The sequence below is a fragment of the Methylobacterium frigidaeris genome (genome assembly GCF_022179185.1).
Taxonomy (GTDB): Bacteria; Pseudomonadota; Alphaproteobacteria; order Rhizobiales; family Beijerinckiaceae; genus Methylobacterium; species Methylobacterium frigidaeris.
The window spans coordinates 122230-145568 of sequence record NZ_BPQJ01000004.1; the positions used below are offsets into that span (position 1 = coordinate 122230).

The 23339-nt window shown below is 71.6% G+C and carries 19 protein-coding genes; 13 read left to right on the plus strand and 6 right to left on the minus strand.

The features are described from left to right. Window positions 1–53: 53 nt before the first annotated feature. Window positions 54–881 carry a DeoR/GlpR family DNA-binding transcription regulator gene (locus tag MFF64_RS05710; RefSeq protein ID WP_238190013.1) on the minus strand — a complete coding sequence of 276 codons (828 nt, stop codon included), beginning with the start codon at window positions 879–881 and terminating at the stop codon, window positions 54–56. A 244-nt stretch (window positions 882–1125) separates the two neighbouring features. Then, on the minus strand, window positions 1126–2184 hold the full coding sequence (locus tag MFF64_RS05715) for an RHE_PE00001 family protein (RefSeq protein WP_099903630.1): 1059 nt from the start codon (window positions 2182–2184) through the stop codon (window positions 1126–1128). Between the two features lie 216 nt (window positions 2185–2400). Here MFF64_RS05715 and MFF64_RS05720 point away from each other — a divergent pair, with 216 nt between their 5' ends. From MFF64_RS05720 to MFF64_RS05730, 3 genes are read left to right on the plus strand one after another with little or no spacing between them, the layout of a single operon-like run. Beyond that, window positions 2401–3372, plus strand: a complete 972-nt coding sequence (locus MFF64_RS05720) for a glycosyltransferase family protein (RefSeq protein WP_309296442.1) — start codon at window positions 2401–2403, stop codon at window positions 3370–3372. Then, on the plus strand, window positions 3369–4328 hold the full coding sequence (locus MFF64_RS05725) for a glycosyltransferase family 2 protein (protein WP_238190014.1): 960 nt from the start codon (window positions 3369–3371) through the stop codon (window positions 4326–4328). Before MFF64_RS05720 ends, MFF64_RS05725 begins: the two co-directional genes overlap by 4 nt. 42 nt (window positions 4329–4370) lie before the next feature. Beyond that, complete coding sequence (locus tag MFF64_RS05730; protein WP_099906946.1) at window positions 4371–6131, plus strand: ABC transporter ATP-binding protein; 1761 nt, start codon at window positions 4371–4373, stop codon at window positions 6129–6131. 22 nt (window positions 6132–6153) lie between these two features. Here the strand turns inward: MFF64_RS05730 and MFF64_RS05735 are convergent, their stop codons facing one another. Both MFF64_RS05735 and gcvA read right to left on the minus strand, forming a co-directional pair. Then, window positions 6154–7119 (minus strand): C45 family autoproteolytic acyltransferase/hydrolase, encoded by a 966-nt coding sequence (locus MFF64_RS05735; protein WP_099906944.1) that lies wholly within the window; start codon window positions 7117–7119, stop codon window positions 6154–6156. 71 nt (window positions 7120–7190) lie between these two features. Beyond that, a complete protein-coding gene (gene gcvA / locus MFF64_RS05740) occupies window positions 7191–8072 on the minus strand; it encodes a transcriptional regulator GcvA (RefSeq protein ID WP_099906941.1) in 882 nt (293 codons plus the stop codon). A 155-nt stretch (window positions 8073–8227) separates the two neighbouring features. On the opposite strand from gcvA, the gene MFF64_RS05745 reads away from it, so the two are divergent. Continuing rightward, window positions 8228–9055, plus strand: a complete 828-nt coding sequence (locus MFF64_RS05745; protein WP_099906938.1) for an EamA family transporter — start codon at window positions 8228–8230, stop codon at window positions 9053–9055. Window positions 9056–9059: 4 nt separating this feature from the next. Here MFF64_RS05745 and MFF64_RS05750 read toward each other — a convergent pair whose 3' ends face one another. After that, window positions 9060–9680, minus strand: a complete 621-nt coding sequence (locus tag MFF64_RS05750; protein WP_099906935.1) for a pyridoxamine 5'-phosphate oxidase family protein — start codon at window positions 9678–9680, stop codon at window positions 9060–9062. A gap of 447 nt (window positions 9681–10127) precedes the next feature. Here MFF64_RS05750 and repA point away from each other — a divergent pair, with 447 nt between their 5' ends. The 9 genes from repA (at window position 10128) to MFF64_RS37795 (ending at window position 21976) form a co-directional block, all read left to right on the plus strand. After that, entirely contained in the window at window positions 10128–11348 is a 1221-nt protein-coding gene (repA, locus tag MFF64_RS05755; RefSeq protein ID WP_099906932.1) for a plasmid partitioning protein RepA, read from the plus strand. Beyond that, window positions 11345–12382 (plus strand): plasmid partitioning protein RepB, encoded by a 1038-nt coding sequence (repB, locus tag MFF64_RS05760; protein WP_238190016.1) that lies wholly within the window; start codon window positions 11345–11347, stop codon window positions 12380–12382. Before repA ends, repB begins: the two co-directional genes overlap by 4 nt. Window positions 12383–12576: 194 nt before the next feature. Further along, window positions 12577–13716, plus strand: coding sequence for a replication protein RepA (locus MFF64_RS05765; RefSeq protein ID WP_099903791.1), 1140 nt, complete (start codon window positions 12577–12579; stop codon window positions 13714–13716). 1978 nt (window positions 13717–15694) lie between these two features. Beyond that, complete coding sequence (locus tag MFF64_RS05770; protein WP_238190018.1) at window positions 15695–16435, plus strand: ImuA family protein; 741 nt, start codon at window positions 15695–15697, stop codon at window positions 16433–16435. Continuing rightward, window positions 16353–17855 (plus strand): Y-family DNA polymerase, encoded by a 1503-nt coding sequence (locus tag MFF64_RS05775; RefSeq protein WP_238190020.1) that lies wholly within the window; start codon window positions 16353–16355, stop codon window positions 17853–17855. The genes MFF64_RS05770 and MFF64_RS05775 overlap by 83 nt, the downstream gene beginning before the upstream one ends. Before the next feature lie 19 nt (window positions 17856–17874). Continuing rightward, window positions 17875–21096, plus strand: coding sequence for an error-prone DNA polymerase (locus MFF64_RS05780; RefSeq protein ID WP_238190021.1), 3222 nt, complete (start codon window positions 17875–17877; stop codon window positions 21094–21096). Between the two features lie 117 nt (window positions 21097–21213). Then, complete coding sequence (locus MFF64_RS05785) at window positions 21214–21438, plus strand: AbrB/MazE/SpoVT family DNA-binding domain-containing protein (RefSeq protein WP_207768135.1); 225 nt, start codon at window positions 21214–21216, stop codon at window positions 21436–21438. After that, window positions 21435–21824 carry a type II toxin-antitoxin system death-on-curing family toxin gene (locus MFF64_RS05790; RefSeq protein ID WP_099903911.1) on the plus strand — a complete coding sequence of 130 codons (390 nt, stop codon included), beginning with the start codon at window positions 21435–21437 and terminating at the stop codon, window positions 21822–21824. Before MFF64_RS05785 ends, MFF64_RS05790 begins: the two co-directional genes overlap by 4 nt. A gap of 17 nt (window positions 21825–21841) precedes the next feature. Beyond that, a complete protein-coding gene (locus tag MFF64_RS37795) occupies window positions 21842–21976 on the plus strand; it encodes a FitA-like ribbon-helix-helix domain-containing protein (protein WP_273557139.1) in 135 nt (44 codons plus the stop codon). A gap of 164 nt (window positions 21977–22140) precedes the next feature. Here MFF64_RS37795 and ssuD read toward each other — a convergent pair whose 3' ends face one another. Then, window positions 22141–23304, minus strand: a complete 1164-nt coding sequence (gene ssuD / locus MFF64_RS05795) for an FMNH2-dependent alkanesulfonate monooxygenase (protein ID WP_099903909.1) — start codon at window positions 23302–23304, stop codon at window positions 22141–22143. Window positions 23305–23339 lie beyond the last annotated feature (35 nt).

Genomic DNA, 23339 nt, shown 5'->3' on the forward strand with positions numbered 1-23339 from the left:
CGAAACCGAAAGCGGGAGAGTGCGAATGAAAGTCTATGGCTTTCGGTTTCGCGTCACTCCGCGGCGTCGGGGGTGTCCTGCGCGCCCGCCTCCGCACCGGCTTCGATCTCCGCCTCGACCAGGGCGACGCGGTGGGTCGCGCACATCTCCCGCAGGGCAGCGGACGGCAGCGCGTCGGTGACGAAGTAGTCGAGCTCGCGCAGGTGGCCGACGCGGATCGGCGCCGAGCGCTCGAGCTTCAGCTTGTCGGCGACCAGGATCACCCGGCGGGCATTCTCGATGATCGCGCGGGCGACGCGGACCTCGCGATAGTCGAAGTCGAGCAGCGTGCCGTCCTCGTCGATCGCCGAGGCGCCGATCACCGCGTAATCGACCTTGAACTGGTTGATGAAATCGACCGCCGCCGAGCCGATCACCGCCCCGTCGGCCCGCCGCACCGGCCCGCCGGCAACGATCAGGCTCATCTTCGGGTGGCGGTAGAGCAGGGTCGCCACGTTGAGGTTGTTGGTGATGACGAGCAGGTCCTCGTGGTCGCCGAGCGCCCGGGCCACCTCCTCGGTGGTGGTGCCGATATTGATGAACAGCGACGCGCTGTTGGGGATGAGCCGCGCCGCGGCGGCGCCGATCGCCCGCTTCTCGCCGTGGGCGACGAGGCGGCGCGCCTCGTAGGACACGTTCTCGACGCCGGAGGCGACCACGGCGCCGCCGTGGATGCGCGACAGCAGCCGGCTGTCGCAGAGCTCGTTCAGGTCCTTGCGGATCGTCTGCGGCGTCACCTCGAACCGCGCCGCCAGGTCCTCGACGCTGACCCGCCCGTGCAGGCGGGCGAGGGCGAGGATGTCCTGCTGGCGCTGGGAAACCTGGTCGATCACGACGCGCATGCCTTGTTCTTGCCCGCGGGTGCGCGGGGGCGGGCATTGTCGGGGCAAGCGGGGACGGGCGCAATCGGGGCGGCGTGGGTCGTGCAGGGGTTGAGGGCTCTCACGACCACGGCGACCTGCGCGATAGGGGCACGATGAGTTTACACCCGCCCCTTTCCGGGCTCGGAAGGGAAGAGGCTTACGACGAATGTTGGCCTCGTCCGAACGGCGAGCTGCCATCTGCCGGGTGGCAACGGACGGACGCTCACACGATCCCCCACGCCCGGTACCGCCGCCGCTCCGTCAATTCCCGCGGCCGGGCCGGACCCAGCTCGGCCAGCATCGCCTCCACCGCCTGCGGGCTGACCGCGAGCCCCCGGGCGGCGCTCGCCACCGTAACCAGGGGCGTGCCGACGAACAGGTCGACGAGCTGGGGCAGGCGCGAGGTCCTGCGCCGCCCGGCGCAGGCGCGCAGCATCACCTCGCGGGCCAGCGCCAGGCGGTCGAGGTCGCGCCCCATGAGGCGGGCCGAGGTCTCGACCGCCCCGAGGAGGCCGGCTAGGCGCTCGGGGAGCGGCAGCGCCCGCGACCAGTGCGCCCGGCTCTCGCGCAGGCCCAGCGCCAGGGCCGGCAGGTGGGCGGTGGCCTTGCCCCGGGCCCGCAGCAGAGCGGCCGCGGCGAGAAGGCCGCGATGGCATCGGCGCGGAGCCGGATCGAGCACCAGCCAGGCATCGAGGGCGACCGCAGCGGCGAGTAAAGCCGGCAGGTCGCGGGTCTCGTCGAGGATCCGCCGCCAGGCGGCGAGCGGGGCGTCCGTCGCAGCGCGCGGGGCCGGCGCACCCGCCTCGTAATCCGCGAGGGTGCGGCGGGTGCGGGCGAGCAGCCGGTCGACGGCGACGAAGGCCGGCTCCTCCCCATCCTCCGGGTCGCGCTCGTCCTCCTCGTCGTCCGGCGCGCTCGCCGCGAGCCCGGTCAGCAGCGCCCAGCCGTCACCGGAGAAGGCCCGGCCCGGGGCTGCGGCGGCGAGGCGGCGACGGTCGGCCAGCACCGCGACGGCGCGCGCGAGGGCCAGGGTCGGACGGCGCACGTCCATCGCCGCCTCGTGCAACACCAGATCTTCCAGGGCGACGAGCTCGCCGTCGAGGTGGAGGGCGGCCTGCGCGTCGAGCAGGTGGGCCCGCGCCCGGGCACCGTCGGCCAGCACCGGCTCGGCGCGGGCGAGACGCTCGTCGACGCGCACCAGCGCGTCGGACGCCGCCTCCAGGGGACCGGCCAGGCCCCGCCAGGTGGCGGGAGGGCGGAGCGAGTCGAAATCGTAAACCATTGCGGTGGCACGATACGGCGTATCATCGCCAACGGAAGTCGGTGTTCGCTTGGGTCACAGCGAAAGCCCGATCACCCCCTTAAACGCCGCCACTCGCCCGCCAGAGGCGAAAAGCCCACCCCCGCCGGCCTGGGCGGCCGATCCCGCCGCAATGTCGCTGCCGCGCCGGGATATTGACCCGCCTGCCCCGACGGCCCTACGGCGACGCGACCATCCGTGACCGACGCCGCGCCGGACGCGGGCGTGCGCCAGCCCTCCGCCGAGACGATCCTGCCGACCTCTCCCCCTCCCGCTTCCGCTTGTCGGCCCATCGCCGCCGTCGGCATCACGGTCTTCCGGCCGGACGCGGCGCAGATCGCGGCCCTGCGCGCGCGGGTCGAGGCGGAACCTCGCCTGACCATCGTGTTCGACAATGGCGGCCTGCCGGCGGAGGACGCCGCCCATCTCACCGCGCGCGGCGCGCGCGTGCTGTCGGCGGGCCGGAACATCGGGGTCGGCGGCGCCCTCGACGCGATCGCGCGGGCGGCAGCGGAAGCGGGCGCGGCCCAGCTGCTGCTCCTCGACCAGGATGCCGCGTTCCGGCCCGAGCAGGTCTCAGGCCTGGAGGCGGCGCTGGCGCGGCTGCGAACCGCGAGCCCCCCGCCCGCCGTCGTCGGGCCCAGGCCGGACGCGGCGCCCGGCCGCAAGGCGCCGGCCTATCCGCGCCGGCCGGGCCTTCCGGATGACGGCTCGCTGGTGCCGGTGGAGTTCCTGGCCACCTCCGGCTCGCTCGTCGATCTCGAGGCTTACGCGCGGATCGGCCCGTTCCGGAGCGATTTCTTCATCGACGGCGTCGACCTCGAATGGTGCTTCCGCGCCTGGGCTCGCGGCTACGGCTGCTGGATGGAGACCGGCACCGCCCTGCCCCACCGGGTCGGCGCCGGGGTGATCCGGTCCCGGCTCCTCGGCATCGAGATGCCGCGCCAGCCGCTCTTCCGGATGGCGGCCTACCTGCGCAACAGCGTCTATGCCTGGCGGCTGCCGCACGTGCCACGGCGCTGGCGCTGGCGCCAGGCCGCTTACCTGCCGCTTCAGGCCCTGCTGTACTGGGCCGATGCCGGCTACCGCCCGGGCGTGCTCGCGCAGCTCGCCGGCGCGGTGGTGGACGGCCTGCGCGGCCGGCTCGGCCCGCCGCGAGGATTGCCATGACGGACAGTGCCGTGATGCCCCCCGCCCTCGACGTCGTGATCGTCAACTGGAACGGCGGCGCCCTGCTGCGGGCCTGCCTCGCCAGCCTGGCCGAGGCCGAAGACCGCCTCGGCGACGCCCTTCCCTTGCGGGTCGTCGTGGTCGACAACGCCTCGCGCGACGGCTCTCTGGAGGCCCTGCCGTCCTTACGCCATGGCCCGGAGGTGATCGCCAATCCCGACAACCAGGGCTTCGGCCGGGCCTGCAACGCAGGGGCGGCGCGGGGAGGCGCGCCCGCGATCCTGTTCCTCAACCCCGATGCGCGAGTCACGGCGGAGAGCCTCGCCGGCGCCCACGCGGCCCTGATGGCGGATCCGGGCACCGGCATCGTCGGCGCGCAGCTTCTCGACGAGGCAGGCCGCGTGCAGCGCTCCTGCGCCCGGCGGCCGACCGCCCGCTCGCTGATCGGCCAGGCGCTGCTCCTCGACCGTGCGGGGCTGGTGCCCTCCCACTTCATGACCGAGTGGGACCACGCCGAGGACCGGGCGGTCGATCAGGTGATGGGCGCCTTCCTGATGATCCGCCGCTCGCTCTTCTCGCGCCTCGACGGCTTCGACGCGCGCTTCTTCGTCTATTACGAGGATGTCGATCTCTGCGCCCGGGCCCGGGATGCGGGCTTCGCGGTGCGCCACCTCGCCGGCATCACTGTCCGGCACGAGGGCCAGGGCACCACCCGGGCGGCCAAGGCTCACCGGCTCGCCTGCTTCCTCGAGAGCCAGATCCGCTACGCCGCCAAGCATCACGGCCGGGCGACTGCGCTCGCCCTGGTGGCGACGGCCTTCGGCGCGCAGGTGCCGCTGCGCCTCGCCCAGGCGCTGGCGCGGCGCTCAGCCGCCGAGGCCCGCGAGACCTTGCGCGGGGCGGGTCTGCTCGCCCGGGCGCTGCCCGGCCTGCTGCGGGCGATCGGCCCCCGGTAATCCCCTCCCCTCCCCCGATTCCAAGTCTCCCGTGAGCCCACGATGCGCGCCCTGATCGACCTCCTCCGCGCCATGACCCTGCGCGAGCGCCGCCGCGCCGGGCTGATCGGGGCCGGGCTGGCGCTCGCAGCCCTGCTCGAGGTCGTCGGGGTGGCCTCGGTGGTGCCGTTCCTGACGCTGGTCGGCGATCCAGGCGCAGCGGCGCGGGTCCCGGCGCTGGCGGCGATCCGCGACGGGCTCGGGCTCGTCCACGACCGCACCTTCCTGATCGTGGTCGGCCTGGCGGCCTTGCTCGCGATCCTCACCACCTCCTGCGTCAATGCCGGGCTCACCTATGCCCAGCTGCGCTTCAGCCACAGCGTCGGCTACGGCTTCGCGCGAAGGCTCTTGTTTCGCACCATCGACCGCGAGCGGCTGTTCTTCACCACGGCGAACAGCGCCGCGCTCGCCAAGACGATCCTGAGCGAGACCGACCGGCTCGTCGTCGGCGTCCTGACGCCCGCCACGGTCATTGCCTCGCGGGCGACCTCGGCGATCGCCGTGATCGTCTTCCTGCTCGTCGTCTCGCCGCGCCTTGCGCTGATCCTCGGGGCCGGCTTCGGCGGGCTCTATGTCGGCATCTTCCTGGTGGTGCGGGCGCGGCTGGCGCGCATCGGCGCCCGCGCCGTGGCCGGCAACGAGGGCCGGTTCCGGGTGGTGCACGAGACGCTCGGCGGCCTCACCGAGCTGAAGCTCTACGGCCGGGCGGAAGGCTTCGCGAGCCGGTTCGAGGCGCCGGCCCGCGCCTACGCGCAAGCCAGCGCCGAGAGCCTGCTCACCGGGCAGTTGCCGCGCTTCGTCATCGAGGCCCTGGCCTTCGGCGGCGTCATCGTGGTGGTGCTGTTCGCGCTCTCGCAGGGGCTCGACACCGCCGGCATCCTGCCGCTGCTCGGCCTGTTCGCCTTCGCGGGCTACCGGATGTTGCCGGCGTTCCAGAACGTGTTCAACGCGCTCGCGCTCTTGCGCTTCACCCTGCCGGCGGTGCAGCTCGTCGTCGACGGGCTGGACGGCGAGCGCGCTCCGAGCCCCCGCCCACCTGGGCGCCTGCCGTTCCGCGAGGCCATTCGCCTCCAGAATGTCGGGTTCGACTACGAGCCCGGCCGCCCGGCCCTGTCGGGCATCGACCTCATGATTCCCGCCCACACCACGATCGGCCTCGTCGGTCGCACCGGCTCGGGCAAGTCGACCCTGGTCGGCCTGATCCTCGGCTTCCTCGCCCCCACGAGCGGCCGCATCGCGGTCGACGGCGTGACGCTCGACCCTGCCACCCTGCCGGCCTGGCAGAACCGCATCGGCTACGTGCCGCAGGACATCTTCCTGATCGACGGCACGATCGCCGAGAACATCGCCTTCGGGCTCGACGCGATCGACGAGGCGGCGGTGGAGCGGGCCGCCAGACTCGCCGGCGCGCACGACTTCGTCGCAGCCCTGCCGGAGGGCTACGCCACCCGCGTCGGCGAGCGCGGCGCCCGGCTTTCCGGCGGCCAGCGCCAGCGCATCGGCATCGCCCGGGCGCTCTACCACGACCCCGACGTGATCGTGTTCGACGAGGCGACCTCCGCCCTCGACGACGAGACGGAGGGCGTGGTGATGCGGGCGGTGCAGGGGCTTTCTGGCACCCGCACCCTGATCATGATCGCCCACCGCCTCACCAGCCTCGCCGGGGCCGACACCGTGCACGTGCTGGAGGGCGGCCGGATCGTGGCCTCGGGTCGGCCGGAACAGGTGCTGCCACAGGTGGCACGGACGGCGGATCAGGGGTGATCGCGCCAGAGGGCGCGACGGGTCACGATTCCAGCTCGCCGTAATCGTGGGTGTAGGCCCCCTCCTCGAACCGGTCGAAGCTCTGGCTCCAGCTGTGGCCGGGCCAGAGGTAGTCGACCCGGCCCGAAGCCGGCCGGTACAATGCCGTGTAGGCCGTGGTGAAGCTGAGCTTGCGCGAGTGGAGCGGCGGCGCGAAGAAGCGCGCCGCCAGGGTCGCGAGGCTCGTCGCGGGATCGGCCAGGGCCTCCTCCAGCACCCGCTGGCGCAAGGCGGAGCGTGAGGCGGGCAGGATCCGCTCCTGGTGGTTCGTGCAGGTTCTCTGGCGCGTCACCGCGGGCTCGCGCCGGGGCCCGAGGAAGACCGTGGCGTGATCGCCCGTCCGGTCGAGCACAGTGACGTTGTGGAGCTGCACCGCCGGAAGGCGGCAGAGCGCGGTCACCGCCTCGGGGACCGACCCGCAGGTCTCCAGCACATAGCGCAGCATCTGGATGATGGCGAAGCCCTCTCCCCGCCGGGCGATGCCGCCGAGCGTGCAGCTGGCCACCAGCCCGTCCTCGTTCATCCCGTCGAGGCAGCCGCCCCAGGGGCGCTGCACCATCCCGATCACCCGCCGCCCCGACCACGCGGTCAGCTCGATGCGGCCGGTGATCGAGGTCAGGGGATAATCGTAGTTGCGGACGAGGGCCGGGCCGTCCTCGCCGAGCCACACCGCCTGGCTGCATCCCTGCCGGTGCGCGGCCGGGCGGTAATGACTGAGGATGCGGTGGGCGAGGTCATCGTCGCCGACCATCCCGCACAGGTCGTCGTAATGCGGGACGAGCTCGGGCATGTGACGCGCCAGGGCGGCCCGGCACTCGGCGGCCGTCGGTCGGTCGGTCGCTCCATCCCCGAGATACCACCGCGCCGCCTCGTCCCGCCCGTCCCGGAAGCGCGCGAGCCACAAGGCGCCGGGCCGGTCCTCGCGGTGGGCGGTGAAGGTCTTTTCCATGATGGATCATGTATCCGCCCCACCCCTGCCCTGACCACCGCGTTCCCGGCCGCGCGGCAATCGGACCGGGCTCAAGCGGCCCCTTCCTCTTCGATCCAGGTCAGGAAGGCGGCGATCGGCCCGGCGAGAGCCCTCCCCTCCCGCACATAGGTGCAGTAGCTTCGGGCCGGCAGGCGCGGCCCCTCGAACGGCGCGACGAGGCGGCCCCGCGCCAGGTCGTCGGCGATCAAAGCCGTCGGGCCCATGGCGAGGCCGACGCCGTCGAGGGCGGCCTGGAGCGTGAGATAGAAATGGTCGAGGGTCAGCGCCGCCTCCGGCTCCAGCCCCGCGACGCCGGCCTCTGACAGCCAGTCGTCCCACAGCCGCGGCAGGCTCGCGCTGTGCAGCAGCGTGTGGCGCCGCAGGTCCGCGGGGCTGCGCAGCGGCGCCCGGTCCAGCAGGCCGGGGCTGCAGACCGGCAGCCGCCGCTCGGACAGGAAGACCCGCACCGTGGTGCCGTAGAAGGTATCGGGCCCGCCGCGGATGACCACGTCGTAAGGGTCGGCCAGGGCCTCGAGGGGCTGGTTCGAGGTCTCGAGCCTGACCCGGATGGCGGGATGCCGCGCCCGGAAGCGCGCGAGCCGCGGCACCAGCCAGCGCAGGGAGAAGCTCGCCGGCGCATTGACCCGGAGCACCGCGCCCGCCTCGTGGCCGTACTGCGCCGTCGCGGCCGCGATCCGGTCGAGGGCCGGGCCGACCTCCGCCAGATAGGCGCGGGCTGCCGGGGTGAGCACGACGCGCCGGTTGTGCCGCTCGAACAGGCTCGCCCGCAGCCAGCCCTCGAGCCCCCGCACCTGCTGGCTGACGGCACCGTGCGTCACCCCGAGTTCGTCCGCAGCGGCCTTGAAGCTGCCGAGGCGGGCAGCGGCCTCGAAGGCGCGAAGGGCGTTCAGGGGAGGCAGCGCGCGCCGCATTCGGGTGAGTTTTCCTGCAGAGTTTCGAGTGAACAAATGGTTTGTCGGGGTCATCGACAAGAGCCACCCTCACGCATGCTCCACCGTCGTCGCGTGAAACCTGTGCCCGATGTCATCAACCTCCCGATCCGTCGGCGCGGCGCCGAGGCCGCCGCATGACGCCCCTTGTCCTCGCCTCCGTGACCGGCGCCGCGATCCTGCATGCGGGCTGGAATGCGGTACTGCGCGGCGGCAGCGACCGGCTGTGGTCGATGACCCTGATGATGGTCGCGGTCAGCGTCGTCACGGGCACCGCGGCTTTGGTCCTGCCCTGGCCGAACGCGGCGAGCTGGCCCTACGTGATCGCCTCAGGCCTGATCCATACCGGCTACAACCTGTCCCTGGTGCGGACCTACCGCATCGGCGATCTCGGCCAGACCTATCCGATCTCCCGCGGCTCCTCGCCGGTCCTGGTCGCCCTGGGAGCGATGCTCTTCGCGCACGAGGCCGTCACCCTCGTCTCCGCCCTCGGCATCGCGCTCGTCTCCGGCGGGATCGTCTCGCTGGCCCTGCAGGGTCGGACGGTCCGGGCCGAAGTGCTGCCCGCCGCCCTCACCACGGGCGCGCTGATCGGCGCCTACACGGTCGTCGACGGGATCGGGGTCCGTCTGTCGGGCGACAGCGTGGCCTACGCCAACGCGATGTTCCTCCTGTGGAGCCTGACGATGCCGCCGATCTTCTTCGGCCTGCGCGGCAGGCCACCGACCTATACGCGGCGAGAGACCACCATGGCACTCGCCGGCGGCGTGGTCTCGATCCTCGCCTACGGCATCGTCATCTGGGCGATGCAATTCGGGGCGATGGGCGTGGTCTCGGCCCTGCGCGAGACCAGCGTGGTCTACGCCGCCCTGATCGGCCGGATCTTCCTGAGGGAGAGGCTGACGGTGCAGCGCATCGCCTCCTGCCTGGCGATCGCCGCGGGCGCGGCCTGCCTCGCCGCCTGATCGATCACCACATCGTCTGCCTCGCCCGCTCGGCCCAGGCCACGTCGTAGGTCTCGCCGCCGACGCGGCCCTCGCTCAAGCCGGCCAGGATCTGGCCGGGGGTCGGCAGGGTCTTCGGGTCGACCTGGCTGTCGGCCCGCCACAGCCCGGAGCGGATCAGCGCCCGGGCGCACTGGAAATAGACCTCCCCGACCCGGATCACCATCACGGTGCGCGGCGCCTTGCCCTCGACGGCGAACGACGCGCACAGCTCCGTGTCGTCCTCGATCACCGCCCGTCCGTTGACCCGGAGCGCGTTGCCGATTCCGGGGATCAGGAACATCAGCCCGACCCGCGGGTCACGGATGACGTTGCGCAGGCTGTCGATCCGGTTGTTGCCGCGGCGGTCCGGCAGGAGCAGCGTGCGCGGATCGGCGATGCGCACGAAGCCGGGCCGATCACCGCGGGGCGAGCAATCGAGACCCTCCGGGCCGCTCGTCGCCAACGCGGTGAACGGCGCCGCCTCGATGAAACGCTGGTAATCCGGCGTGATGTGGTCGGCGACCTTCACGGTCGAGGCCTCGCCGACCGCGCCGAACTCGCCGTAGACCCGCTCCAGCTCCGCCACCGTATCCAGGATCGCCATCGACCGTCTTCCTCAGCGTGGATGGGGATCGGTTAGGCGATCGTGGGACGCCTGACCATCGAGAAGATCGCACCCTTGCGTGAGATTCGCTCACCGAGACTCCTGCCCGCCCCCCGGTTGCCACCTGGCAACAGGCGGCTCGGCATCTGCCGGGTGGGGTCGCGCCGGTCGACGAGACAAGGCCAGGGGGCGTTGGCGGCGGCAGCGTCCCTGGTCGCGTCTGTGCGGCGCGAGACGGGTGCGGTTGCACAGACGGAGGCTTGTCGGTGGCTCGGTCGGTACCAGGCCGTTCGCGGCGGGCCGGTTGCCACCTGGCAACCTCTCACCGGTGGGCGGCGGTCAAGGTGAGTGTTGGTTAATCAACCTTAACCAAAAACCGTTTGCGCTCCCACGGCCACGCTGGCATCGTCTTACGGATTTTTTCCGTGATGCGTCCAGGAACCGTAAATGCCTGATCAGCCGCAGGAGCAGGCGAGAGCCGCGATCTCCGACCGTCCCTCGATCACCAGGATCATCGCCGATGATGGCGGCGCCCTGTCGAGTGAGCTGAACGCGCTGCGGCGCACGCTCTTCCCGCCGGCCTCGCACAAGCTGCTGCGCTCGTTCTCCTCTGGCGAGGCGGCGAAGCTGATCGGGGTGGCGGATGGCTACCTGCGCCAGCTCTCCCTTGCCAGCAAGGGCCCACAGCCGGAGATCGGTCCCGGCGGACGGCGCTCCTACACGCTCGGGCAGATCAACGAGCTGCGCCAGCTCCTCGACGACGGCCCGAAGGCGAAGGGCTACGTGCCGCACCGCTCCGGGACCGAGCATTGCCAGGTGCTGGCGGTGGTGAACTTCAAGGGCGGGTCGGGCAAGACCACCACGGCGGCCCACCTCGCCCAGTACCTCGCACTCCGTGGCTACCGGGTGCTCGCCGTCGACCTCGACCCGCAGGCCTCGCTGACGGCGCTGCACGGCTATCAGCCGGAATTCGACGTCGGCCCCAACCAGACGCTCTACGCCGCGATCCGCCACGACGACGAGCAGCGCCCCTTGAGCGAGGTGGTGCGCAAGACCTATTTCCCGGGCCTCGACCTCGTGCCGGGCAACCTCGAGCTGATGGAGTTCGAGCACGACACCCCGCGGGTGCTGGCCGACCGGAACGCCGAGCCGTTCTTCGGCCGCATCGCCACGGCGCTGGGCAGCGTCGCCGACGATTACGACGTGATGATCCTCGATTGCCCGCCGCAGCTCGGCTTCCTGACGCTCGGCGCGCTCTGCGCCGCCACCGCGATGCTGGTGACGGTGCACCCGCAGATGCTCGACGTGATGTCGATGTGCCAGTTCCTGCTGATGGCCTCCGACCTGCTCGGGGTGGTGCAGGAGGCCGGCGCCGACCTCGACTACGACTTCCTGCGCTACGTCGTGACCCGCTACGAGCCCTCCGACGCGCCACAGACGCAGATGGTCGGCTTCATGCGCTCGCTGTTCCGCGAGCGGGTGCTGACTCACCTGATGCTCAAATCGACCGCGATCTCGGATGCCGGACTGTCGAAGCAGACCCTCTACGAGATCGGCCGCGAGAGCTTCACCCGCGCCACCTACGACCGGGCGATCGAGGCCCTCGACGGGGTCAACGGCGAGATCGAGGGTCTGATGCACCGCGCCTGGGGACGCGTGCCGGCATGAAGCGCAAGGACGCCCTCCGCGCCGCCCTCGGCGCCCGCTCCCTCGACCGCGAGACGGCGCCGGAGTTGCCAGCTGGCAACCCGGCCGAGGCGGTGGAGGCTCCCCCCGAGGCGCCGCGCCCCCTGGTGCGCTCCGGCGCCGTCGGTGCCATGGGACGCAGCCTCGGGCGCATCGCCAGCGCGGCGGCGGAAGCCCGCGCCATGGTCGCCTCCGGCGACCGGGTGGTCGAACTCGATCCGGCGCTGATCGACGGCTCCTTCGTGCAGGACCGGCTCACCGGCGATCCAGCCGAGCACGCCGCCTTCGTCGAACTGATCCGCGAGCGCGGCCAGCAGGTGCCGATTCTGGTACGGCCGCATCCGAGCGCCGAAGGCCGCTACCAGGTCGCCTACGGCCATCGCCGCCTGCGGGCGGCGGCCGAGCTCGGCCGGCCGGTGCGGGCGGTGGTCAAGGCGCTGTCGGACGAGGATCTCGTCGTCGCGCAGGGGCAGGAGAACTCGGCCCGGGCCGATCTCAGCTACATCGAGCGGGCGCTGTTCGCGATCGCGCTGGAGGATCGCGGCTTCGATCGTGCTACCATCATGGCGGCGCTCGCGGTCGAGAAGACCCAGCTCTCGCGCCTGCTCGGCATCGGCCGGGCGGTGCCCGCAGCCCTCGTGGCAGCGGTCGGTCCGGCGCCGAAAGCCGGGCGGCCGCGCTGGACCGCGCTCGTCGAGGCGCTGGCGCGGGACGGGGCAGGGGAGGTGGTGACCCGTATCCTGGCGGCGCCGGACTTCTCAGGGCTCTCCTCCGACGACCGTTTCGCCCGGTTGCTCGCGGGCCTCGCCGTGCCGGCGTCGCGTCCGGCTCCGACGCCGGCGGTCTGGACCAATCTCGGCGGCCGGCCGGTGGTGCGGATCGAGCGCGGCCGCCAGGGCACCCAGCTCACCGTCGACGACGCGCTCGAGCCGGACTTCGCCGCCTATCTTATCCAGAGTCTTCCACAGCTCTACGCCACCTTCACCGAGTCGAGGACCCGCGACGAGACCGATTAAGGTTCGGCCCCCTCTCAAGCCGGCGGGACGAAGACTCGCCGGTTAAGCACACAGATTCACAGGAATCTGTCGCTCTGCTTCGAAATTCGGCCGGACTCGACTCTGCCGATTCGGGTTTCACGCGTTAGGACTCCGCCAGACAAAAGTCACGACGCGTGCCCAGAAGGTTCGCGTCCTCGTGCGGAGCCCTTTTGGTGGAGACGACGAACCCGCCGCAACCGTCGCCCGAGCCGGTCGAGGGCGTGCGCGACGCCGACCTGATCGAGATCGTCGAGAAGGCACGCGGCAGCGTCGCCTACAAGGCGACGCTCGCCTTCGTCCGTGCCAGCCAGGCCAAGCGCGATGCCGAGGCCGAAGCGCGCGACAAGCTGGTGGTGCTGAAGGCCGAGGCAGCGGCCGAGCGCGCCCGGCTGCCCCGCAACGCCCGCCGCCGCGACATGGTGCGTGAGGTAATCGAGAACGAGCCGGCAGCGCCGGAGAATATCCAGCACATCCACTCGGTGCTGGCGCTCTGCGGCCTGCCGTATCGCGAACCGAAGGGCGTCACCAACGTCTCGCGCGAATACGGCCGCAACACGCTCGCCATCAATGCCGGCCGGCTCATCAACCCGACCACCGGCGAGATGGAGATGCAGGGGCTGCCCTACGGCCCGAAGGCACGCCTTCTGCTGCTGCACCTCTGCACCGAGGCGGTGCGCCAGCGCAGCCCCAAGGTCGAGGTGGCGCAGAGCATGTCGGGCTTCATCCGCGACATGGGCTTCCCGGTCACCGGCGGCGAGCGCGGCACGCTCAAGCAGTTCAAGGAGCAACTCAACCGGCTCGCCGCCTGCTCGATGCAGATCGGCCTGTGGGACGGCACCCGCGCCTCGACCCTCAACGTGCCGCCGTTCCGGCAGATGGACGTGTGGCTGCCGCTGCACAACCATCCGGACCAGGGCCTGCTCTGGTCCTCGACCATCACCTTCCACCGCGAGTTCTACGACAACCTGATCCAGCACGCCCTGCCGGTCGATATCCGCGCTGCCCGCGCCTTCGCCGGCTCGGCGCGCAAGCTCGACCTCTTGTTCTGGGTCGGCTACCGGCTCTCGCGCCTGGAACGGCCGCTGCGCCTGACCTGGGACAATCTCTACAAGCAGTTCGGCAGCGAGAACGGCTCGATCCGCTCGTTCCGGCAGGAATTCCGCAAGGACGTCGCCCACCTCACCGAGGTATTTCCCCGCCTGCGCCTCACCCTCGACGATGGGGGAATGCAACTGCTTCCGTCCGATCCGAAGGACCTGCTGGTGCCCCCCAAGGCGGCGCTCGCGAATAAGCGAGCCCGGGCAAGGGCTTGATTCCGCTGACTTCCCTACGAGGGGAGGGGGGGCCGCGGCCTGGGGTGTGACCCGTGTGCGCGGCGTTTCAGGCGTGCGGGTCTTGGCGTGACTGTCGGTAGGATTATTATCTTGTCGCTGATGGCATCTCTGGCGCCGGCAGCGCGCAGGTCCCGAAGCCTGTTCGACCGGTCCCGATCACGAGTGTCTCCCATGATGGGGTGATCGGTCTGGCTCGATGGGAGCGGGTTGAACGGGCACCAAGAACGTCTCCCTCCGTGCTCGTCGGCCTGTTTCGCCTGCGGCCGCGCCATGCTCCGCGTCATCCCGGGGCGGGGCTTGCCGAGAACCCGGGATCCATAGCCGCCGACGCTGCCGGATGTGGCGGTCGGCGTTCCGCGTCATCCTGCATCGTCGGCGGTTACGGAACCCGGCTTCCGACTCGGCGGCCCAGCGATGACGCAGAGGGTATTTGTACGGTCGGGAGATCTGGACGCCCGTTGAACGCAATCAATATCCTTTGATACGTGGGTATTTATTCGGAAAACACCCTTCGTTCTACCGCGCGATCCGGTCGGTTGAGGTCCAAAAGCCGATGTGATCCCGGATCATAGGGTGAATCCCGATCCGAAGATCCTGCCCGGGCGCATCGCAGCGCATAGCTGCCGGCGCCTCCCTACGCCGAGTTGCCTACGCCCCGCCACCGCCGGGGCCGCGCCCGACGACGCTGAATCGCCTACGCGCCTCACCGCTCGCGCGACATCCCGAATCTGCCGCTTCCCCATTGAGATTTCACGTCTTTTCTCTGTCTGCACGCACGCAGACCTGCCTACAGGTCGTGAACGACTCCACGCCGAACTGCCTACGCTCCTCCGCGACCGTGCAGCCTGGCAGTAACCCTCCGGCCAGTCAGGGCCACGAGTCGCCGGCAAGTATTTTCGTATGTCAAACGGGTGACGAGAGTCGAGCGAGAGTCCCGGATCGGGACAGCGAATCATCAGCCAGCGTAGAGGCGAGTCGGTTCCAGCCCCTCAAGCCTCGCCTCGACTCTTTCCCCGGGAAACGCGTCCAGCTGTGCTGGGCTTTGTCAGACGAAGACTCGTGGCCCGCGAGTCTCCGACTCGAGGGACCGGCCGCGAGGACTCGGGACGAGCGGGGAGGGGGGCCCAGCTCCCCCAGGCCGGACCCTGATCGTGCCGAGCTCCGGCTCAGGCCGGCCCCCCGATGGGCCGGATCGCGACGATCAGGCCCCGAGAACTCCCTAACTCCTGATCCCCAAAAGCCTTTTTATGAGAGATTCAGAATCTAGATTCCGAATCTGAATCCGTAGAGCTATATGGGTATTATATGGGGCCGCGATTTTCTGATGTTCTGCAAGGAGTTAGGCCTGGTTCGCGTAGGCAGGTCTGCGCGTCCGCGTAGGCAACTCGGCGTGTCCGCGTAGGCAGGTCTGCGCGGAATCACCGGTCCGGCGAAGGCGACTCGGCGCGGCCCCGTAGGTTACTCTGCGCAGGCCCCCGATTAACAGCTTGGAAAGCTGTGTGAATCGCGGACGGCCCGGCGTAGGCGACTCAGCGTGCCGCGCGGGGCCGCGCGCCACCCCTGGACGAAGCCGCATTCGTGCCTCCTGACACCCGCGGCGATCCCGACGCGTCGGGATCGCCGGATTCTCCGCCAGGAGGCCCGTGGAGGCCGGTTGCGCCCCGAGACAGTTGTACGGCACCCGCCGGCCCCGAATCCAGCTCAGCGGCGCTCCTGGCGGCTTTGACAGCGTTGTCCAAGGGCTGTGCCCGCTCGCAGGCCAGCTCGCACTCCCGACCGATCCCCTTGCAGCACCGGGCTTTCCGGGCGGCCTCGACGCAGCTGTCCCCGTTGCCGTCAACAGGAGCCCGGTTTCCGCAGGCTCTGACGTCCCTTCCATCCACAGCCCCGATTGACACTCCCTCGAAATCGAACAAAACAAGAACATGTATGGGCTTCGGTCGGTGATGGGCACGAGATGCGACAGGCCGAGCGGGAGCGGCAGCTCGCGGCGTTGCGCGAGCGGATCGGTGGGCTGGCGCCCGAGGGGGCGGGACGGCCGGTCCTGCCGTTCGGCGTCGCGGCCCTGGACGAGCATCTGCCGGGTGGGGGCCTGCGCCTCGGTGCCGTGCACGAGGTGCTGGCGGCGGGGCCGGTGGACGGGGAGGGGGCGCTCGCGGCCCTGTTCGCCGCCGCGATCCTCGCCCGGCTCTCCGGCCCGGTGCTGTGGTGCCTGGCGAGCCGCGACCTGTTCGCCCCCGGCCTCGCCGCGGTCGGCCTCCATCCCGACCGGGTGCTCTACGCCGAGACGCGGCGCGAGGCCGAAATCCTGCCCACCATGGAGGAGGGGTTGCGCCATCGCGGCCTCGCGGGGGTGGTGGGCGAGGTCGCCCGGCTCGGGCTCACCCCGTCGCGCCGGCTCCAGCTCGCCGCCGAGGGCAGCCGGGGTCTCGCCCTGGTGATACGCCGCTGGGGCGCTGCGATCCCCGAACCGAACGCCGCCGCGACCCGCTGGAGCGTCACGGCGGCGCCGTCTCCCGTCCTTCCCGTGCCGGGCCTGTCGCGGGCCCGCTGGACCGTGGCGCTCGTTCGCGCCCGGGGCGCCGAGCCCCGCACCTGGCTCCTCGAGGCTCCCGATGCGAAGGGTCATCTGCGTGTTCCTGCCGACCTGGCCGACCGACCGCTGGCGGCGCCGGAGCGGCGGGCCGTCGCCGGATGAGCCTTTGGTCGCGGCGGCGCAGGAGGGGCCGCGCCGGGTGCTCAGCGCCGTCGACCGCGCCGCTCGGGGTCTCGGCTTGCGCCCCGGCCTCGCCGTCGCGCAGGCCCAGGCCATGGTGCCGGGTCTCACCGTGATCGCGGCCGATCCGGAGGGTGACGCCGCGGCGCTCGCCCGCCTCGCGGCCTGGTGCCTGGCCTATGCCCCCCTCGTCGCCCCCGACCCGCCGGACGGGATCTGGATCGACAGCGCCGGCGCCGCCCACCTGCACGGCGGCGAGGCGGCCCTGCTCGGCCACTTGCGCCGCCGCCTCGGCCGGGCGGGGATCCGGGTCCGGGCGGCCGTGGCCGATACGCCCGGCGCCGCCTGGGCGGCGACCCGCTGCCTCGGGCCCGAAATCGTGCTGCCGCCCGGCCGCCAGCGGGACGCGCTCCTCGCCCTGCCGCTCTGGGCCCTGCGCCTCGACCGCGACACCGTCTCGGGCCTGGGCCAGCTCGGCCTCACACGGATCGGTCATCTCCTCGACCAGCCAAGCGGCCCGTTGCGCCTGCGCTTCGGCGAGGAGCCCGCCCGCCGCCTCGACCAGGCTTTCGGCCACGCTCCCGAACCGCTGGCCTACCTGGCGCCGCCGGTGGAGCACGCCGTGCGCCTCGCCTTTCCGGAGCCGATCGGGGCCCCCGAGACGCTCGCCCGGGTGACCGGGCGGCTCGCCGCGATGCTGGCCGCAAACCTCACCCGGCACGGGCTCGGCGCACGACGGCTCGACCTGGTGTTCCGCCGCGTCGACGGGCTCGACCAGTCGGTCAGCATCGGGACCGCCCGGCCGAGCCGCGACCCGCGCCACCTCGCCCGCCTCCTCTCCGAGCGCCTGAGCCACATCGATCCCGGCCACGGCCTCGACGAGGCGCGACTCTCCGCCCCCCGGGTCGAGCGCCTGGAAGCGCGCCAGCTCGCCGCCCCCGGCGAGGAGCCGGATCCGGACGCGATGGCCGAGCTGATCGACCGGCTGGTGCTCCGGCTCGGGCCGGGCCGGGTGTTCCGCAACGCCCCGGTCGAGAGCGAGTGGCCCGAGAGGGCCGTGCGCCGGGTCGCGCCGTTGAGCCCCGCCACCGGCGTGACCTGGCCCGCCGACCTGCCGCGGCCCGGCCGCCTGCTTCCCGTCCCGGAGCCGGTGGCGGTGCTGGCGGCCCTCCCCGATGCCCCGCCCTCCGTCTTCACCTGGCGCGGCACCCGCCGCCGGGTGGCGCGGGCCGACGGGCCGGAGCGCATCTTCGGCGAATGGTGGCTCGCCGACGACGAGGTTTCGGCCTGCCGCGACTATTACCGGGTCGAGGACGAGACCGGCGCCCGCTACTGGCTGTTCCGCGACTCCCTCACGTCCGAGGGTGCGCGCTGGTGGCTGCACGGTCTGGGGGAGGCGTGATGAGCGTCGAGCTCCGAAGATGAGCGTCGAGCTCCAGGTCACCACCCATTACTCGTTCCTGCGTGGCGCCTCCTCGCCCGAGGAGCTGTTTGCCGCCGCCGCCCTCCTCGGCATCCGGGCGCTCGCCGTCACCGACCGCAACTCGCTCGCCGGGATGGTGCGGGCCCACGCTGCCGCGCGCACCACCGGCCTCCGCCTGATCGTCGGCTGCCGGCTCGACCTCGCCGAGGGCTGGAGCCTGCTCGTCTACCCCACGGACCGGGCGGCCTATGGCCGGCTCTGCCGGCTCCTCACGATCGGCCGCTCGCGGGATCGGGTGCCCCGCGGCGGTTGCCACCTGACAACCGCGGACGTGGCCGAGTGGAGCCGGGGTCTCGTGGCGGTGCTGCCCGCCGACCGGCCGGACGACCTCCTCGTCGAACGCCTGCGCATCTTAAAGGCGATCTTCGGCAAAGATCTCTCCTGCGGCCTGTCGCGGCGCTTCGGCGTCAACGATCACCTGCGGCTCGCCGAGATCGCGGGCCTCGCCCGCGCCGCCCGGGTGCCGACCATCGCCCTCGGCGATGTGCTCTACCACGTGCCCGAGCGGCGGATGATGCAGGACGTGGTCACCTGCATCCGCCTGAAGACCACCATCGCGGCGGCGGGCTTCTCCCGCGAGCGCCATGCCGGGCGCCACCTGCACGATCTGGCCGAGACCGCGCGCTTGTTCGCCCGCCACCCGGAGGCGCTCGCCCGCGCCGCGGCACTCGCCGAATCCTGCCGCTTCTCGCTGGATGAGCTGACCTACACCTACCCGGACGAGGCCGGGGAGGACGGCCGCCCGGCGCAAGTGCGCCTCGCGGCGATGACCTGGGAGGGCGCGGCGAAGCGCTACCCGGCCGGGGTGCCGGAGGCGGTCCGCCGGCAGCTCGGGGACGAACTCGACCTCGTCGCCAAGAAGGCTTACGCGCCGTACTTCCTCACCGTCGAGGCGATCGTCCGCTACGCCCGTTCTCAAGGAATTTTGTGCCAGGGCCGCGGCTCGGCGGCGAACTCGGCGATCTGCTGGTGCCTCGGCATCACCGCCATCGATCCGGTGGAGCAGGGGCTGCTCTTCGCCCGCTTCATCAACGAGAACCGCGACGAGCCGCCCGACATCGACGTCGATTTCGAGCACGAGCGCCGGGAGGAGGTGATCCAGTGGATCTACGCCACCTATGGCCGCGAGCGGGCGGCGCTCACCGCCACGGTGATCCGCTACGGCGCCCGCGGCGCGGTACGGGAGGTCGGCAAGGTTCTGGGCGTGCCGGAGGACGTCACCGGCGCCCTCGCCCGCCTGGTCTGGGGCTGGTCGCGCGAGGGGGTGGGCGAGCGCGAGGCCAAGGCGCTCGGCCTCGACCTCTCCGAGCGATCGTTGCGCCTCACCCTCGAGATCGCCCGGGCGCTGATCGGGACGCCGCGCCATTTCGGCCAGCATCCGGGCGGCTTCGTCCTCACCCTCGACCGGCTCGATCGGCTCTGCCCGGTGGTCCCGGCCCGGATGGAGAACCGCCAGATCATCGAGTGGGACAAGGACGACATCGAGGCCCTGCGCTTCATGAAGGTCGACGTGCTCGGCCTCGGCATGCTCGGCTGCCTGCGCCGGGCCTTCGCGCTGCTCGCCGAGCACAGGCCCGAGACGAACCCGCCGCGGGAGATCGCCGATATCCCGCCGGGCGACGAAGACACCTACGCGATGATCCAGAAGGCGGACACGATCGGGGTCTTTCAGATCGAGAGCCGGGCGCAGATGGCGATGCTGCCGCGGATGAAGCCCGAAGACCTCTACGACCTCACCATCGAGGTCGCGATCGTGCGGCCGGGCCCGATCCAGGGCGACATGGTCCACCCCTATCTGCGCCGGCGCCGCGGCCTCGATCCGGTCACCTACCCGACCGAGGAACTGAAGGCGGTTCTGAAGCGGACCCTCGGCGTGCCCTTGTTCCAGGAGCAGGCGATGCAGGTCGCGATCGTCGCCGCCGGCTTCACCGCCGCCGAGGCCGATGGCCTGCGCCGCGCCATGGGCACCTTCAAGGGCGACGGCACGATCAACCTCTACGAGGACAAGCTGGTCCGCGGCATGATCGCCAACGGCTACGACCCGGACTTCGCCGCCCGCACCTACCGCCAGCTCGAGGGCTTCGGCTCCTACGGCTTCCCGGAGAGCCACGCCGCCTCCTTCGCCCTCATCGCCTACGCCTCGTCCTGGCTGAAATGCCGGCACCCCGAGGTGTTCTGCTGCGCGCTCCTCAACGCCCAGCCGATGGGCTTCTACGCTCCGGCCCAGATCGTGCGCGACGCCCGTAACCATGGGGTCGAGGTCCGGCCGATCAGCGTCAACGCCTCGCGCTGGGACTGCACCCTGGAGCCGGCAGGCCACGGGCGCCTCGCGGTGCGGTTGGGCCTGCGGCTGGTGCGCGGCCTGCCCAATGCCGATGGCGCCCGAATCGCCACGGTGCGGGAGGCCGACCTGTTCCGCTCGGTCGAGGATCTGTGGCGCCGGGCTGGGCTCTCGCTGAAAGGCCTGCGGAGTCTCGCCGCCGCGGATGCGTTCGCCTGCCTCGGCCTGGGGCGGCGCGACGTCCTGTGGGCGATCCGCGGCCTGGCGCCCGCGCCGCTGCCGCTCTTCGCGGCGGCCGACCGGCGCGAGGCGACGCCGTCCCCCGAACTCGCCGAGCCGCCGGTGCGCCTGGCGCCCCTCGGGGAGGGGGCCGCCGTGGTGGCGGATTACCGCGCCTCGGGCCTCAGTCTCGGGCGCCACCCGCTCGCCTTCCTGCGGGCGGAGCTGTCCCGCGACGGCGTCTCGGCCTGCGCTGCCCTGCGCCGCCTGCGCGACGGCGCCCGGGTGACGGTGGCGGGGCTGGTGCTGGTGCGCCAGAAGCCGGGCTCGGCCAAGGGCGTGATGTTCATCACCCTGGAGGACGAGACCGAGGTCGCCAACCTGGTGATCTGGCCTTCCCTGTTCGCCCGCCAGCGCAGCCTGATCCTCCAGGCCGGCCTGATGGCCGCCCGCGGCCGGGTGCAGCGCGAGGGCGAGGTGATCCACCTCGTCGCCGAGCACCTGATCGACCGCTCGGACCTCCTGGCGCGGGTGGCAGGGGAGGGGCCGGCCGAGCCCCTGGCGGTCGATGGAGGGCGGGGGGACGAGGCGCGGCGCGGTGGTGCGGATCCGCGAGGAGTGGCGCGGCCGTTGCGGGTGGGGAGCCGGGATTTCCGGTAAGATGCGGCTCTGCCCTATCTCGGTTGCTTGCGCCGGTTCGCCGGTCAGGGGAGATGCTTGCGTGAAGTCACGCAACGCCCCATCGTTATAACGAGTGTTGTAACAGCGGAGGCCGCCATGCTGGCGCTCAAGCTCACGGGAATCGGGAACTCGCTCGGCTTCGTTCTCCCCAAGGAAGCGGTCGCGCGCCTCAAGGTCGAGAAGGGCGACACCGTGTTTCTTACCGAGACGCCGGACGGCTACCGGCTGACCCCCTACGACCCGACCTTCGAGGAGCAGATGGACAAGGCGCGGGAGATCATGAAGCGGCGCCGCAACGCGCTGCGCGAACTCGCCAAATGATACCGCTCTGGGTCGAGACCGAGGTCGTTCTCGCCATCCACGACGAGCAGCTGGCCGAGCATGGCGGCGCCGGCGGGATCCGTGACAGGATGATGCTCGACTCGGCCCTGGACCGGCCTCGGAACCGTCACGACCTCGGCGGCTGCGACGACATCTGCGAACTCGCGGCCTGCTACGCGTTCGGCTTGGCCCGCAATCAGGGCTTCGTGGACGGCAACAAGCGAGTCTCGGCGGTAGTGACCGAACTTTTTCTCGCGCTCAACGGATATGACTTGACTGCCAACGACAGCGACGTCGTCCGAGTCTGGACGGCCATCGCCGCGGGGGAGATGACGGAGGACGATATCACGGCCTGGATCAGGCGTTTCGCATCGACTTCCCTGTAGTCCCGGACGCATCGACCATGGTCACGCTCACGATCCGCAACCTCGACACCAAGGTTAAACAGGCGATGCGCGTGCGCGCCGTGCGCAACGCCCGCTCCGTGGAAGCGGAGGCGCGCGATCCTCGCCGAGACGGTCGCGCCACCCCTGCGTGAGGTGGCCGATCTGGCCGAAGCGATCCGCCGTCGCTTCGCGCCGCTCGGCGGGGTCGAGCTTGAGCCGCACCCGCCGGTGGTGGTCGGTCAGCCGCCACGATTCGAGGATTGATCGTCCTCGACGCGGCCATGATCTCTGGTCGGATGCGGCCCGAATGAACCCCTCAATGCGCCGCCACCCCCCGCGCCGGCACGATGTCGTTGGCGATCACCTCGCCGAACGGGCCGTCGTTGCGCGCGCCCGTCGCTGCCGTGCCTGTGGTGCTGCGCAGGGGGAGCTTCGGGAAGACCAGCTCGGCGAAGCGGTAGGCCTCCTCCAGGTGCGGGTAGCCGGAGAGGATGAAGCGGTCGATGCCGAGGTCGATGTACTCCTTCATCCGGTCGGCGACCTGGTCGGGGGAGCCGACGAGGGCGGTGCCGGCGCCGCCGCGCACCAGGCCGACGCCGGCCCAAAGGTTCGGCGAGACCACGAGCTTGTCGCGCCGGCCGCCGTGGAGCTGCATCATCCGGCTCTGGCCGACGGAATCCTGGCGCGCCAGGGTCGCCTGCGCCTTGGCGATGGTGGCGTCGTCGAGGCGCGAGATCAGCGACTCGGCCGCCTCCCAGGCCGCGGACTCGGTCTCGCGCACGATGACGTGCAGGCGGATGCCATACGAGAAGGTCTTAGCCCGCTTCTCGGCCGCCTCGCGGGCCCGGGCGATCTTCTCCTTCACGTCGGCCGGGGGCTCGCCCCAGGTCAGGTAGACGTCGCAATGCTCGGCCGCGACCTCGATGCCGGCCGGCGACGAGCCGCCGAAATAGAGCGGCGGGTAGGGCCGTTGGACCGGCGGGAAGATCAGCCGTCCGTCCTCCAGCCGCAGGTGCTCGCCCTCGTAGGTCACGGTCTCGCCGGCGAGGAGGCCGCGCCAGACCCGCAGGAACTCGTCGGTCACCGCGTAGCGCTCATCGTGCGCCAGGAAGACGCCGTCGCCGCGCAGTTCCACCGGATCGCCGCCCGTGACCACGTTGATGAGGAGCCGCCCGTCCGAGATCCGGTCGAGGGTCGCGGCCATGCGGGCGGCGGTGGACGGCAATTGCAGGCCCGGCCGCACCGCCACCAGGAAGCGCAGGCGCTTCGTCAACGGCGCGAGCGCCGAGGCGACGACCCAGGAATCCTCGCAGGAGCGTCCGGTCGGGAGCAGCACGCCGAAATAGCCGAGCTCGTCCGCGGCCTGGGCGATCTGGCGCAGGTAGGGCAGGGTGACGGCCCGGGCCCCTTCCTGAGCGCCGAGGTAGCGGCCGTCGCCGTGGGTGGGCAGGAACCAGAGGACGTCGGTCTGGCCGGTCATGGGGGGACTCCCGTGAAGAGGTTCGGGCGCCTGTT

Excerpts from the sequence above, each read along its gene's own strand:
- MFF64_RS05710 (WP_238190013.1), bottom strand. The coding sequence starts at position 881 with ATGCGCGTCGTGATCGACCAGGTTTCCCAGCGCCAGCAGGACATCCTC.
- MFF64_RS05715 (WP_099903630.1), bottom strand. The coding sequence starts at position 2,184 with ATGGTTTACGATTTCGACTCGCTCCGCCCTCCCGCCACCTGGCGGGGC.
- MFF64_RS05725 (WP_238190014.1), top strand. The coding sequence starts at position 3,369 with ATGACGGACAGTGCCGTGATGCCCCCCGCCCTCGACGTCGTGATCGTC.
- MFF64_RS05730 (WP_099906946.1), top strand. The coding sequence starts at position 4,371 with ATGCGCGCCCTGATCGACCTCCTCCGCGCCATGACCCTGCGCGAGCGC.
- MFF64_RS05735 (WP_099906944.1), bottom strand. The coding sequence starts at position 7,119 with ATGGAAAAGACCTTCACCGCCCACCGCGAGGACCGGCCCGGCGCCTTG.
- gcvA (WP_099906941.1), bottom strand. The coding sequence starts at position 8,072 with ATGCGGCGCGCGCTGCCTCCCCTGAACGCCCTTCGCGCCTTCGAGGCC.
- MFF64_RS05745 (WP_099906938.1), top strand. The coding sequence starts at position 8,228 with ATGACGCCCCTTGTCCTCGCCTCCGTGACCGGCGCCGCGATCCTGCAT.
- MFF64_RS05750 (WP_099906935.1), bottom strand. The coding sequence starts at position 9,680 with ATGGCGATCCTGGATACGGTGGCGGAGCTGGAGCGGGTCTACGGCGAG.
- repA (WP_099906932.1), top strand. The coding sequence starts at position 10,128 with ATGCCTGATCAGCCGCAGGAGCAGGCGAGAGCCGCGATCTCCGACCGT.
- repB (WP_238190016.1), top strand. The coding sequence starts at position 11,345 with ATGAAGCGCAAGGACGCCCTCCGCGCCGCCCTCGGCGCCCGCTCCCTC.
- MFF64_RS05770 (WP_238190018.1), top strand. The coding sequence starts at position 15,695 with ATGCGACAGGCCGAGCGGGAGCGGCAGCTCGCGGCGTTGCGCGAGCGG.
- MFF64_RS05775 (WP_238190020.1), top strand. The coding sequence starts at position 16,353 with ATGCGAAGGGTCATCTGCGTGTTCCTGCCGACCTGGCCGACCGACCGC.
- MFF64_RS05780 (WP_238190021.1), top strand. The coding sequence starts at position 17,875 with ATGAGCGTCGAGCTCCAGGTCACCACCCATTACTCGTTCCTGCGTGGC.
- MFF64_RS05785 (WP_207768135.1), top strand. The coding sequence starts at position 21,214 with ATGCTGGCGCTCAAGCTCACGGGAATCGGGAACTCGCTCGGCTTCGTT.
- MFF64_RS05790 (WP_099903911.1), top strand. The coding sequence starts at position 21,435 with ATGATACCGCTCTGGGTCGAGACCGAGGTCGTTCTCGCCATCCACGAC.
- MFF64_RS37795 (WP_273557139.1), top strand. The coding sequence starts at position 21,842 with ATGGTCACGCTCACGATCCGCAACCTCGACACCAAGGTTAAACAGGCG.
- ssuD (WP_099903909.1), bottom strand. The coding sequence starts at position 23,304 with ATGACCGGCCAGACCGACGTCCTCTGGTTCCTGCCCACCCACGGCGAC.